11 protein-coding genes are annotated in these 13,022 nt (G+C 62.5%); 5 read left to right on the forward strand and 6 right to left on the reverse strand.

Annotation, left to right across the window (positions count from 1 at the left end):
• The first annotated feature begins 58 nt into the window (after nucleotides 1-58).
• Both pyrG and NKI24_RS07290 read left to right on the forward strand, forming a co-directional pair.
• On the forward strand, nucleotides 59-1,687 hold the full coding sequence (gene pyrG / locus NKI24_RS07285) for a CTP synthase (RefSeq protein ID WP_352744143.1): 1,629 nt from the start codon (nucleotides 59-61) through the stop codon (nucleotides 1,685-1,687).
• 10 nt (nucleotides 1,688-1,697) lie between these two features.
• On the forward strand, nucleotides 1,698-2,237 hold the full coding sequence (locus tag NKI24_RS07290; RefSeq protein WP_352744144.1) for a DUF1697 domain-containing protein: 540 nt from the start codon (nucleotides 1,698-1,700) through the stop codon (nucleotides 2,235-2,237).
• Between the two features lie 29 nt (nucleotides 2,238-2,266).
• On the opposite strand, the gene NKI24_RS07295 is transcribed toward NKI24_RS07290, so the two are convergent.
• From NKI24_RS07295 to NKI24_RS07305, 3 genes are all read right to left on the reverse strand, one after another.
• Nucleotides 2,267-3,724, reverse strand: coding sequence for an NCS1 family nucleobase:cation symporter-1 (locus tag NKI24_RS07295; RefSeq protein ID WP_352744146.1), 1,458 nt, complete (start codon nucleotides 3,722-3,724; stop codon nucleotides 2,267-2,269).
• Nucleotides 3,725-3,917: 193 nt separating this feature from the next.
• A complete protein-coding gene (locus NKI24_RS07300; protein ID WP_352744148.1) occupies nucleotides 3,918-4,310 on the reverse strand; it encodes an MmcQ/YjbR family DNA-binding protein in 393 nt (130 codons plus the stop codon).
• Nucleotides 4,311-4,337: 27 nt separating this feature from the next.
• A complete protein-coding gene (locus NKI24_RS07305; protein WP_352744150.1) occupies nucleotides 4,338-5,030 on the reverse strand; it encodes a TetR/AcrR family transcriptional regulator in 693 nt (230 codons plus the stop codon).
• A 136-nt stretch (nucleotides 5,031-5,166) separates the two neighbouring features.
• Here NKI24_RS07305 and NKI24_RS07310 point away from each other — a divergent pair, with 136 nt between their 5' ends.
• Genes NKI24_RS07310 through NKI24_RS07320 form a run of 3 tightly spaced genes read left to right on the forward strand, consistent with a single transcriptional unit; the run spans nucleotide 5,167 to nucleotide 8,093 of the window.
• Nucleotides 5,167-6,177 carry an efflux RND transporter periplasmic adaptor subunit gene (locus NKI24_RS07310; RefSeq protein WP_502894916.1) on the forward strand — a complete coding sequence of 337 codons (1,011 nt, stop codon included), beginning with the start codon at nucleotides 5,167-5,169 and terminating at the stop codon, nucleotides 6,175-6,177.
• A gap of 6 nt (nucleotides 6,178-6,183) precedes the next feature.
• Nucleotides 6,184-7,425 carry an ABC transporter permease gene (locus NKI24_RS07315; protein ID WP_352744152.1) on the forward strand — a complete coding sequence of 414 codons (1,242 nt, stop codon included), beginning with the start codon at nucleotides 6,184-6,186 and terminating at the stop codon, nucleotides 7,423-7,425.
• Nucleotides 7,422-8,093, forward strand: coding sequence for an ABC transporter ATP-binding protein (locus tag NKI24_RS07320; protein ID WP_352448845.1), 672 nt, complete (start codon nucleotides 7,422-7,424; stop codon nucleotides 8,091-8,093). The genes NKI24_RS07315 and NKI24_RS07320 overlap by 4 nt, the downstream gene beginning before the upstream one ends.
• Before the next feature lie 21 nt (nucleotides 8,094-8,114).
• On the opposite strand, the gene otsB is transcribed toward NKI24_RS07320, so the two are convergent.
• The 3 genes from otsB to NKI24_RS07335 all read right to left on the reverse strand — a co-directional run bounded on the left by otsB (nucleotide 8,115) and on the right by NKI24_RS07335 (nucleotide 12,995).
• Nucleotides 8,115-8,876, reverse strand: coding sequence for a trehalose-phosphatase (gene otsB / locus NKI24_RS07325; RefSeq protein ID WP_352448846.1), 762 nt, complete (start codon nucleotides 8,874-8,876; stop codon nucleotides 8,115-8,117).
• Nucleotides 8,873-10,654 (reverse strand): alpha,alpha-trehalose-phosphate synthase (UDP-forming), encoded by a 1,782-nt coding sequence (locus tag NKI24_RS07330; protein ID WP_023674969.1) that lies wholly within the window; start codon nucleotides 10,652-10,654, stop codon nucleotides 8,873-8,875. The genes otsB and NKI24_RS07330 overlap by 4 nt, the downstream gene beginning before the upstream one ends.
• A gap of 178 nt (nucleotides 10,655-10,832) precedes the next feature.
• Nucleotides 10,833-12,995 (reverse strand): amylo-alpha-1,6-glucosidase, encoded by a 2,163-nt coding sequence (locus tag NKI24_RS07335; RefSeq protein ID WP_352744155.1) that lies wholly within the window; start codon nucleotides 12,993-12,995, stop codon nucleotides 10,833-10,835.
• Between the last annotated feature and the right edge of the window lie 27 nt (nucleotides 12,996-13,022).

Below are 13,022 nucleotides of genomic sequence, written 5' to 3' on the forward strand. Positions count from 1 at the left end.
CTTCGCGGCGGTTTTTTCTCTGGCGGAATCAATTCGGCCGCGTTAAGCGATGACTCCCATGGCGCGATATGTATTCATCACAGGCGGCGTGGTTTCCTCACTTGGAAAAGGCATTGCTGCAGCGGCCCTTGGGGCTCTCTTGCAGGCGCGGGGCTATCGCGCACGCATCAAAAAGCTCGATCCCTATCTCAATGTCGATCCCGGCACGATGTCGCCCTATCAGCACGGCGAAGTCTTCGTGACCGATGACGGGGCCGAGACCGATCTCGATCTTGGCCATTATGAGCGCTTCACCGGCCGCTCGGCCAACCAGCAGGACAACATCACCACCGGCCGCATCTATAAGAACATCATCGAGCGCGAGCGGCGCGGCGACTATCTCGGCGCTACCGTGCAGGTCATTCCGCACGTCACCGACGAGATCAAGAATTTCGTCCTCAACGGCAATGACGACTACGATTTCGTGCTGTGCGAGATCGGCGGCACCGTCGGCGACATCGAAGCGATGCCGTTCCTGGAGGCGATCCGCCAGCTCGGCAACGACCTGCCGCGCAACAACGCCGTCTACGTCCACCTGACCTTGATGCCTTACATTCCGACGGCAGGCGAACTGAAGACCAAGCCGACGCAGCATTCGGTCAAGGAGTTGCGCGGCATCGGCATCGCACCCGACATACTGCTGGTCCGCGCCGACCGGCCGATCCCCAAGGAAGAGCGCAGAAAGCTGTCGCTGTTCTGCAATGTCCGCGAAAGCGCCGTCATCCAGGCGCTCGACGTCCCGCATATCTACGACGTGCCGATGGCCTATCACAATGAAGGGCTGGATTCGGAAGTGCTGGCGGCCTTCGGCATCGATCCGGCGCCGAAGCCGCGCATGGAACGGTGGCAAGCGGTGTCCAACCGCATCCACAATCCGGAAGGCGAAGTGACCATTGCCGTCGTCGGCAAATATACCGGCCTCAAGGACGCCTACAAATCGCTGATCGAGGCGCTGTCGCATGGCGGCCTCGCCAACCGGGTCAAGGTCAAGCTCGACTGGATCGAAAGCGAGATATTCGAGAAGGAAGACCCGGCGCCGTGGCTGGAGAAGGTCCATGGCATTCTCGTCCCCGGCGGTTTTGGCGAGCGCGGCTCGGAGGGCAAGATCCTGGCGGCGAAGTTCGCGCGCGAACGCAAGGTGCCGTATTTCGGCATCTGCTTCGGCATGCAGATGGCCTGCATCGAGGCGGCGCGTTCGCTGGCCGGCGTCGAGCACGCATCATCGACCGAGTTTGGTCCAACCGAGGAGCCGGTTGTCGGCTTGATGACCGAATGGCTGAAGGGCAACATGCTGGAAAAGCGCAGGGAAACCGGCGACCTTGGTGGTACTATGCGGCTCGGTGCCTACCAGGCCGACCTCGCCAAGGGATCGAAGATCGCCGAGATCTATGACGATACCCAGATTTCCGAACGCCATCGCCACCGCTACGAGGTCAATGTCGACTATAAGGAGCGGCTCGAGGATTGCGGCCTGGTGTTTGCCGGCATGTCGCCGGACGGCGTGCTACCGGAAACGGTCGAATATCCCGACCACCCCTGGTTCATCGGCGTGCAGTACCATCCCGAGTTGAAAAGCCGGCCGCTCGATCCGCACCCGCTGTTTGCCAGCTTCATCGAGGCGGCGGTAGAGCAGTCGCGGCTGGTCTAACTAGCCGCCCATGCAAACTTACGTCGCGCTGCTCTACAGCATTGTCCTGGGCGAGGGGCGGCGGGTCGTCATGTCCGATCTGAAGGCGATGGCCGAAGGCCTGGGTCTGAATAACCCGCGCACGCTGGTGGCGACCGGCAATCTGGTTTTCGAGGCGCAAGAAACAGAACTTGCGGCGTTGGAGCAGCGGCTGGAGGCGGCGTTCGCAAAGACTTTCGGCCGCCACGTCGACATCATCGTGCGCCGCGCCGACGGCTGGCTAAGGCTGGCGGCCGGCAATCCGTTCCCAGCCGAATCGGCTGAGGCCGCGGACCAGGTGGCGGTGCGCGTGATGCGGGCGCCCGTTCCCGCCGAGACCGCCGCGGCGCTTGAGGCGTATGCCGGCAAGGACGAGAAGCTGCGGATTGTCGGCGGCGACATCTGGATCGTCTTTTCCCGCGAGACGCCGAGTTCGCGGCTGCTTGCGGCGGTCAGTCACAAACGTCTCGGCATCGGCACCTCGCGCAACTGGAATACCGTGCGCCGCCTGGCCGAGATGGTCGCAGAATAAACGGGGCGGCTCGCGCCGCCCCAAATCGCTCAGGCCTTGGCTATCCTGGCTCTGGCACCGAGTGCCATGGTGCGCAGCACGTAGTAGATGACGCCGGCAATTGCCACGCCGAAGAACCAGCCATAGACGCCCCACCATGACGGCAGCAGGCTGTTGAAGTTGGGCAGGATCGAGGAGAAGACCGCGCCGATACCGGCGGCGATGAAGGCATTGACATGCCAGCCGCCCTGAAAGCGGAATTCGCCATTCTCCCTGTAGAGCGCATCGACGTCGACCTCGCCCTTCCGGATCAGGTAATAGTCGACCATCATCACGCCGAAGATCGGCCCCATCGTTGCGCCAATGATGTTGACGAAGGAGGCGGCACTGCCTTCCCAGGGCGCGAATGGATAGAGCACCAGCGCGATCAGCGCCGCGATGTAGCCGCCCTTCTTGAAGTCGATCTGGCGTGGAAAGACATTGGAGAAGTCGAAGGCCGGCGACACGAAGTTCGCCACCACATTGATGCCGAGCGTCGCCACCGCAAAGGTCAGGGCTGCGAGCGCCGCCAGGAACCAGCTGTCGAATTTCGCCGAAATCTGGTCGGGATGCAGCAGCACCTCGCCATAGACGTCGAAGGCGGCGATCGTGGTAACGCCGGCGACCAGCGAGAACAGGATAAGATTGACCGGCAGGCCCCAGATGTTGCCCTTGCGCAGCGATGCCTTGTCGGGGGCGTAGCGCGCGAAATCGCAGAAGTTGAGATAGAGCGCGGAGAAATAGGTCACCCAGATCGCGGCCACCGCAAACAGCGAGGTCCAGGAGCCCGGCGTGCCCGGCACGCCCGCGTCCTTTGTCTTTTCCAGCAGCACATCCATCGGGATGTCGCTGGTGAAAGCGAAGGTGCCTGCCTTGATGCAAAGATAGATCGCCAGGATCAGCATCATCACCCACACCGCCGGTCCGGCCCAATCCTGGAAGCGGCGCACCGTTTCCATGCCTTTCTGGATGATCAGGAGTTGCAGCGCCCAGATGACGGCGAAGCAGATCACCTCGAGCCCGGAATGGCCGAGGAAATGTGTGCTCTGGTTGAAGTCGGCGAACCATTGCGAGCGGATCAGCAGGGCTACGATCGCCCCGGAGGCGGCCGCCGTCTGTGCGCCGTACCAGAAGCAGGCGACGATGGCGCGCACCAGCGCCGGTATGTTGGCGCCCCAGATGCCGAAGGAGGCACGCGCCAGGACAGGGTAGGGCACCCCGGTCTTCACGCCGGCATAGCCGACCATGTTCATCAACGCATAGATGATCAGCGAACCGATACCGATGGCGATGATGAAGTTGACGAAGCCGCCGCAGAACAGGAACAGGCTGGCAGCGAGATAGTAGCCCCACAGGCTGTGGACGTCCGACGTCCAGACGTTGAAGATCGAGAACGGTCCCCAGTTTCGAACCTTCGCCGGAGCGAGATCCTCATTGTACAGGTCCGGTGATGCGCCTTGTATTGTCATTGCTATGTCCTCCCCTTGCAACCGCACGCGCCTCCACGCAGGCACGCAGGTTAAGCCTGACGCAGGGGAACCGGCAAGCAGACGATTTGCCGGCTTTGGGCTTAAAGTCATTCAATGAGAAACGCGCTTATCGGCGTGGCGTCGTTGAGCTTCTAGCGCCGGCGATTCGGTGGGGTGACACCGATCGCTCGACCTAAGCTCCAGGGTCCACCTTGTGCGTGATCAGGGCGGCAAGCTTTTTGGGCGCTTGTGCGCGATAACTCTCATCGAGCCATGACTTCAGTTGTCCGATCGGTGGCAGTTCGTCCGGTGCTGGTTCGAACGTCACCCATCCGCTCTTGCCAAGGCCGTACTCCGTCGGCGACGCATAGTGGAGCTTTCTCGCCTCGTCGCCGCTGTAGGGGAGTTTGAGGGAGATGCTGAACGGTTCGCCTTCAAGGCTCAAATAAGCAAAGGTCTTGCCTTTCACTGCGAGATCGTCGTGACTAGGCCACGGACTCTTTGTCTCGGCGCCCGGATAGGTGAGGCCGAAGGCGCGCAGTTCCTTGAGAACAGCATCGGTCGAAGCACGCGATTTCCTACTCATCAACTCTCCTCCATCGCTGTCAGCGGCTTACGGTCCGGCTTCGAGAAAAGCCCGGGCAAAACCGGGCTGCACGGCTTCTATCGTTCCATCGGGCAACTTCAAAAGCCGGTCGATTGCGATGCCGTAGAGCCGCAATCGGCCCTCGAGCAGCCGCGCTGCTTCGTCGATATTACCCTGTTCGGCCTGTAGCAGGGCGCGGTGCATCACGTCCCGAAAGGTCAGCCGGAGTTGCAGGAACATCTCGGCAAAAGCTTGCGGGTCGGGCACGTCGAGAATGCCTTCCTCGCTTCCCTTCCTGAGCAGATTTGTGATTATCGGCTCGGCCAGTTCCCTGGCCGCCTGGTCGACCCGATGGAAGAGGGCAAGGTTCTCGGGCCGGAACACGACGAAGAACGTTTTTCGCAATTGCGGGGCAAGCTCGATGTTCAGCCGTCGCGAGCCGGCAAAGAGCGCATTGAGCCGGTCAATCCCATCGAGTGACGGGTCGTCGAGGAGGGGTTGCAGCTCGGCAAGGCTGTCACGTGCGAGACGTCTGGCGAGCGCCTCCAGCAGGGCCTCCTTCGACGCGAAATAGTGATAGAACGCACCCTTCGACAAGCCGGCCTCGCGGATGATGTCGTTCACCGTCGTGTTGTCGTAGCCATGCTCGAAGAAAAGCCGCTGGGCACAGTCGAGGAGCTCGGCGGATCGTATCTCCGGCGGCTTTATTACTCGGGGCAAAATCAACCTCAAAAAGTACAGGGGGCAAGAGGAGCACGAACCGTTTCTTTATGCAACTTTTATAGACCGACGGTCGGTCTAATGCTATGTCTGCCACCGCTCCGACGTTCGCATTCGATGGTGGAGGGAGAGCTTCTTGCGACGGATACGTTGGACTGTCGGCATCGTTCTTGTCGCGGCGACTGCTGCTTTCGGCGCTTGGTATGTGTTGCAGCCGGCCAAGGTTTCGGTCGTGACGCCACAACGCGGCGACGCGGCGGAAATTGTCTATGCGAGCGGCTCCGTCGAGCCGCGAACCTGGGCCAAGGTGGCTCCCGTGGTTCGCGAGCGGATCGTCGAGCAATGCAATTGCGAGGGGTCGCGAGTTAGGCAGGGCGACGTACTCGCCAGGCTCGACGACAGTGAAGCGCGGGCGGCGCTTGGCGAACTCGAGGCGCGTCAAGCACTTGCCCAGGAAGAGCTCCGGAGGCTGACCGTGCTTGCCGAAAGGCGTGCGGCAAGCCAGCAGGCGCTCGATCGCGCGCAAAGCGAGCTTGGCCAGATCGAAGCGCTGGTTGCCGGACAGAAAGCGCGGCTCGACACCTACGTCTTACGAGCGCCGAGCGCCGGCGTCGTGCTCAGGCAGGACGGGGAGGTGGGTGAGGTCGCCGAACTCGGCACGGTGTTGTTCTGGGTCGGCGAGCCGAAGCCGCTCCTGGTGGTCGCCGAGGTCAACGAGGAGGACATTCCACGGGTCGAGATCGGCCAGCGCGCGCTGCTTAAATCCGACGCGTTCCCTCGGCAGAATCTGGAAGCGGTGGTCGACAGCATCACGCCCAAGGGCGATCCGGTGACGAAGACCTATCGCGTCCGCTTCCGCCTGCCGGACAATACGCTGCTTCGTATAGGCATGTCGACCGACGTGAACATCGTCATCCGCGTCTCGAAAAACGCGCTGCTGATCCCGTCCGTCGCGATCGAAGGGAACAATGTGTTCATGGTCGAAGGCGGCAAGGCCGGGCGCCGTGAAATCCGCACGGGCATTCGTGGCACCAATGGCGTCGAGGTACGGTCAGGCATCGACGAGAAGGCCAGCATCGTCTCGCCCTATCCCGCTGACCTCGGCGACGGTGCGCGCGTGAGCATCGCCGCCGCGCAGGAGAGATAGGCAACGATGGCGCTGATCGTCGACATTGCCGTAACGCATATCGCCGGCCGCGGCCGCCAGACGCTGGTCGCCATAGTCGGCGTCGCGGTGGGTGTCGGCTTCTCAATTGCGATGGCGGCGCTGATGCAGGGCGGGCAGGACGATTTCGTCAGGCAGCTCGTCGACACGATGCCGCATGTCGACATCACCGACGAGCAGCGCACCGCCCGCCGGCAGCCGGCCGAGGACTACTTCGAGACCGCCGCCATCTCGGGGCTCCGGCCACGCGACGATCGACGCGGCATTATCAACCCGACCGCCGCGACCTCTTGGCTGGAGAGCTGGATTCCCGGCCGGTTCGCAGCAAGCCTCAAGACGCAGGGCGTGATCCGCTATTCCAGCCGCGAAGTGGGCGCAGCTATCATCGGGGTCGATCCGCAGCGCGAGACCGGCGTTTCACCGATCGTCGGAGAGTTCGTCGAAGGCAGCTTTTCGGAACTTGCCGCGGGCGGCAACAACGTGCTGATCGGCAACACGATGGCGAGCCGGCTCGGTGCCGGGTTCGGCGATACGATAACGGCGGTCTCCTCGGAAGGGCTCACGCGCAATTTCAAGATCGCCGGCCTTTTCCACACCGGCACCACCGCGCGCGACGAAGGCGAAGCTTATGTGCTTTTGAAGAACGCGCAGATTCTCTCAGCGCGGCCAAACGCCATCAACGATATCCGCATCAAGCTCGACGACCCCAACCGCGCTCCGGCGGTGGCGCATCGTGCAGAGGCCGAACTGGGCTACAAGGCCGTGGCGTGGCAGGAGGCCAATGAATCGATCCTCGAAGCACTCGTCGTGCGCAACGTCATCATGTACACCGTCGTCGGCGCGATCATGCTGGTTGCTGGCTTCGGCATCTACAACATCATCTCCACCATCACGCACGAGAAGGCGCGCGACATCGCCATCATGAAGTCGCTTGGCTTCCCGGAGTCCGACATGCGCCGGCTCTTTTTGCTGGAAGGCGTGGCGATCGGCGCTGCCGGCTCTGTGCTCGGCGGGGTGCTTGGCTTCTCCATGACCTATGCACTGTCGCTGGTGCGTTTCGAGATCGCCGCGACTGGCCAGGAGATGACCCGGCTGCCGATCGCTTGGAGCTTGATGCACTACGTCATCGCGTCGGCTTTCGCGCTGGGCTCGGCGGCAGTGGCCGGCTACCTGCCGGCGCGCCGTGCGGCGCGCCTGAACCCCGTCGAGATTATCCGAGGCGCGTCATGAGCGCACTCATCGAGACCGAGAGACTGACCCGCATCTTGCCCGAGACGGTCCCCGTTACGCTGGTCAAGGACATCACGCTCACGATCAACGACAACGAATTCGTCGCCGTGACCGGTCCCTCCGGCTCCGGTAAGTCCTCGCTGCTCTATCTGCTTGGGTTGCTCGACCGGCCGACAGGCGGGACCTTGAGGATAGGCGGACGCGATAGCGAGCCTATGAATGAAAGGGAGCGCGCGCAGACACGGCTTTCGACGCTGGGCTTCGTCTTCCAGTTTCATTTCCTTCTGCCGGAATTCACGGCGCGCGAAAATGTCGAAATCCCGATGCGCAAGCTTGGTCGGCTGGCCCGACCCGTGATGCGCGAACGGGCGGGCGAGTTGCTGTCATCCCTTGGACTCGGCGAGCATCTCGACAAGCGGCCTGACCAGCTCTCCGGCGGCCAGCGTCAGCGCGTCGCGGTGGCACGTTCGCTCGCCAACGACCCGCCGCTTATCCTCGCCGATGAGCCGACGGGGAGCCTCGACAGCAAGAGCTCCGAGCAGGTCTTCACGATCCTGCAGAATCTGGTGCGCGAGCGCGGCAAGACCGTCGTGGCGGTTACGCACGATCTCGACATGGCGGCGCGCATGGATCGCCGCATTCACATCGTGGACGGCAAGATCGAATAAGGCGTGTTGATATTCAGATGATCAAGAGACCGGCAAGGCCTCGAAATTGGCCTCGAGCCAGGCTATTGCGCCGGTCACGTCGTCGAGGGCATAGTTTGCGGTCGTCGGTCCGTTCGGCTTCACGCGGATGGAGATGCCGCCAATTTTATTGATCGCCTCGAAACCGTGTTCGTCCGATGTATCGTCTCCGAGGAATATCGGCCGCCCGCCGACAAAGGGCGGAATGTCCATGAAACGCCGGATGGCAGCACCTTTGACGGCTTCCAAAGGCATGAGCTCGACGCCGGCGTTTCCCGGAAGCACCCGATAACCCTTCGGAAGCCGGGCCAATGCCTGTTCGACGAGCTGGATTGCGGGTGCAAGCAGTTGCGGTGCTGCTCTTGTATGAACGGCAAGGACCGGCCCCTTGCGCTCGACATAGACCTTGCCGCTGCCCAGTTCGGCCTCGATCTCGTCCGCAAGGGCGGCGATGTCGGCCGGCGCGTCGGCGGCATCGATCGGACCGCTCGGCGTCAGCCGGTGCTCCAGCCCATACAGTCCGGCGATCCGCAGCTTCAGCGGATGGAACAGTTTGTCCACGGCGGGAATCGATCGGCCGGTGATGAAGGCGACCGCACCATCCAGCCGCCGCTCGATGCGTTCGAGCAGATTGCGCAATTCCTCGCCGACGAACACCGCGTCGGGATGGGCAGCGTGTTCCAGCAGGGTTCCGTCGATATCGAGGAACAGCGCCCATTGCCCTTCCGACAGGTTCAACGCCGGCGGTTGTTCAAAGCTTTTCACGACGCTGCCTTCCGAGCCCGCTCGAACATCGAGATGACGTTGTTGGTGTTCGATGGCGGGCGCTCGCCGGTTCCGGTCACCCTGTCGAGATCGCCGCGTTTGCGCAGGCGCGCGGCGTCCAGCAGCATACTGCCGGCCCAGCGGTAGACATTGTTGTCGCGGACCATCTCGCGCATCGGCCGCAAACGTTCGCGCTGCTCTTCCGGCGTCATCGTCAGCGCCTGCAACAGCGCCTCGCTCATCATGGCCGCATCGTAGGGGTTGACGATCAGTGCTTCCAGCAGTTCGCGCGAGGCACCGGCGAAGGTGCTGAGCAAAAGCACGCCCTGTTCGTCGTCGCGCGCTGCGACGAATTCCTTGGCGACAAGGTTCATGCCGTCATGCAGACTGGTGACCATACAGATGTCGGCGGCGCGATAGACCTCGTAGACCTGCTCCTGCCGATGATGTTCGGCGACCATCAGGATAGGGCTGTATGTCTCGCTGCCATAGCGCCGGTTGAGCTCCTCGGCACAGCGGCGGCATTCGTCGTGGAGTTGCTGGTAGGCGGGCAATGTCCCCCGGCTCGGCGCGGCGATCTGCAGGAAAACCACCTTGCCTATCCATTCGGGATATCTCGTGAACAATTCGTCCAAGGCATGGAAGCGATCGAGAATGCCTTTCGTGTAGTCGAGGCGCTCGACGCCAACGCATAGTTTGGTATCCGCAGACAGGCCGAATCTGTCGCGCACGCTGGCGCGGCACTCCTCCACAGACGGCAGTTTTGCCAGCAATTGGGCCGGCCATTCTATGGAAATGGGATAGGCGTGGACCAATGTGGTCTGCCCACCATAGGAGATTGCCGCGTCTGCCCGTTCGATCCGGCTCTCCAGAAAGCGGTCGACACTTTCGGTGAAGTTGTTGGCATGGAATTGGGTATGAAAGCCGATGATCGAACTGCCGAGCAGTCCTTCCAGGATCCGCTCACGCCACGGACAGATGCTGAATACTTCCGAATTGGGCCAAGGGATATGCCAGAAGGTGATGACTATCGCGTCCGGCAGGCGCTGGCGGATCATGCGCGGCAGCAGCGCGAAATGGTAGTCCTGCACCAGCACGATCGGCCGTTCGTTGCGGGCTTCGGCAACCACCGTATCGGCGAATTTGCGGTTGACGGCCTCGTAGGCGTCCCAGTCCGAGGCGCGAAACACGGGGCGGGTGAAGGCGATATGGCAAAGCGGCCATAGGCCCTCATTAGCGAAGCCCAGATAATAGCCCTGATATTCCTCCTCCGTCAGCCAGACCCTGCGCAGCGTGTAGGACGGATTGCCTGGCGGCACCTGCACCCGGTCGTCCTTGTCGACGGTGAGGCGGTCTGCCGTGCCGCCGCCATAGGCGATCCAGGTGCCGGCACAGGCGCGGGTGATGGGCTCGAGTGCCGAAACCAGCCCGCTGGCCGGCACCAAAAGTTGGACCCCGTCGTCCTTGATGTTGTGGATGTAGGGTTCGCGGTTGGACACCACGATGACCTGTGCGTCCGGCAGGTCGTCGGCCAGGATCTTGCGCAACGTGTCGGGCGACCATGTGACCAGTGCCGCATCGGCCGACTGGCCGTTCTTTTCGAACTCGCGCAGCACCTTGCGTGCCGCTTCCGACGCGACATCCTCGCTCGGCGTGTATGCGGCCGCCGTTGCGCGGCCGCGACGCTGGCGGGATATCGACAGGAGAATGGCAAAAGCAGAAAAGCCAAAACTTGCAATCAGCAAAACCCAGAGCAGGTTTACAGTATAATCTGACATGGAATGTGATCTCGCCTCCGGCCGGCCGATAGCCGTTTTTTATTTGTTTTCTGGTTCGCCGCCATATGACAACAACACCATCCCCGCCCCGCCCATTTTTGCAACGCACAAAGAGGCTATCGGTTCCGGACGATTGCAATGCCGCACGTCATTTTCAATGCGCCGCAGCGCGGCGGCATCAAGTGCGCACGATGAGCGGCACCATCCCCTCATGCCGATCGGCGAGAAAGGCAACGACCCGGTCGCCGACACGCTGGAATGTGAGGTCGACCACTGTCGAGCCGACACCTAGATGCCGCAATGTCAGCGTGTCGATGCCGATCGGCAGCCTTGGGCGGGTGACCCGGATTTCGCTGTTCCAGCCGTCGATTTCGAGCCCAAGGCAGGCCTGCATCAGCATGAAGGCCGATCCCGCCGACCAGGCCTGCGGCAGGCACGCGACGGGATAGGCGATGGGCGCTTCGCCCGGCGACCGGGTAAAGCCGCAGAACAGTTCCGGCAGCCGCATGTTGAAATGGACAGCCGATTCGAACGTGCCGCTCATCAGCCGGACCACGCTGTCGCGCACGCCATAACGTGCCAGGCCGGCACCGCACATGGCGGTGTCGTGCGGCCAGATCGAACCATTGTGGTAGGACATCGGATTGAAGAATATCGCATCGTCGGCCAGCGTCCTCACTCCCCAACCAGAGTGGAACGACGCAGAGAGCAGCTGATCGGCGACCATCTGCGCCCGTTCCGGCTCGGGCAGCCCGACAAAGAGAAGATGGCCGGCATTCGACGTCCGTACCTTGCAGAGCTCGCCTGCACCATCGATCGCCAGTGCATAGAAATTGAGATCGTCCATCCAGAAATGGCGTTCCACCGCGGCGCGCATGGTTTCGGCGCGTTCCTCCCAATGATCGGCCTTGTCGTCCTCGCCGCGGCGGCGGGCGAGCGCCGCCAGCCCACGGAACGCGGCAAAGACGTAGCCTTGCACCTCGACCAGGGCGATCGGCCCCTTGGGCATGCGGCCATCGGCATGGAAGACGGAATCGAAACTGTCCTTCCAGCCCTGGTTGGCAAGGCCGGTCTCGGCGCCGCGCTGGTAGGTAACGAAGCCGGTCGCGCGGCTTGTCTCCTCCGTCCATTCGGCCGCTGCACAGAGCGATGGCCACAGGCTGTCGACGAACGCCATGTCGCCGGTACGATCCGCATAGGCGCAAGCGAGATGAATGTAGAGCGGCGTGGTATCGACGCCGCCGTAATAGCGGCCGAACGGGAGCTCCCGCAGTGCCGCCATCTCGCCCTTGCGGGTCTCGTGCATGATCTTGCCCGGCTGCGAATCGCTGAACGGCGACGTTTCGGTCGCCTGATGCTGGGCGAGAAAGGCGAGTACGCCGCGCGCCAGCCCTGGATTCAACCACAGCATCTGCAATGCGGAAATCACCCCGTCGCGGCCAAATGCCGTCGAGAACCAGGGTATGCCGGCATAGGGGTAAGGTCCGGTTGAAAGCTCGGTGGTCAGCAACGCCACGTCCGCGCGCGCGCGTTCGATCCAGTCGTTGAAGACGCGGCCGGAGCTGTGCACCGTCGCGCCGTGGCGGCGTTTGGCGCGCATGCCGAAGCGAGCGCGGGCGGCGGCAGCCCGAAAACGGTCGCGGTCGGGTGTCTCCGCCACTTCCGGGCCGACCTCGATATAGAGGACCTCGCTGCTGCGCTTCGTCACCGCAACCAGGAAATCCGCGCGGCTGGCGGTCAAATTGTCCGGCGCCTGCGAGAACGAGATCGCCGACAGGCGCACGAGCTGGTCCAGCCCGTCATATCGAAGCACCACGGATGTCGGACTGGTCTCGGCGGCGTGGGCTATTCCGCGCTTGAGCCGGGTCGAACCGCGCACCTCGAACATGTCGCGGAAATCTGCTGCGAAATGCAACGAAACCCGAATGGCCGACGATTCCTGGCTGTAGTTGGAAAGGGTGATGCGCTCGAACAGCCGGTCCTGCCAAAGCAGCCTGACGCGTTCTATGTGGATCGCGCCCTGCGGAATGTCGCGGCCACCGACACTCTGGATCGGCAGATTGGTCAGGTTCGAGGTGAAAAGCACATTGTCCTGGCTGAGCGAGGCGCCGAGCAACGACATTTGCCGGCCACCGACCGTCAGCCGGAATTCCGAAAGCACACGCGTGTCGTCTCGGAAAAAGCCATCGCCGGCGCCGCGGATGTCGCCATAGGCGTCGGCCACCGCGAAGCAGTCGGCTTGCTTGAGGGCGAACAGCCGGTGCGGCTCCCGGGGCGCAACCTCGTCGAGGGAAGCAAGGGCTACGGCGGGATCAAGCTTACGCTCGTCGAGTTGATTCATACGTCACAAGCTCTGTCGTTTCGTTCC

The organism is Mesorhizobium sp. M0701 (assembly GCF_040320365.1).
GTDB lineage: Bacteria > Pseudomonadota > Alphaproteobacteria > Rhizobiales > Rhizobiaceae > Mesorhizobium.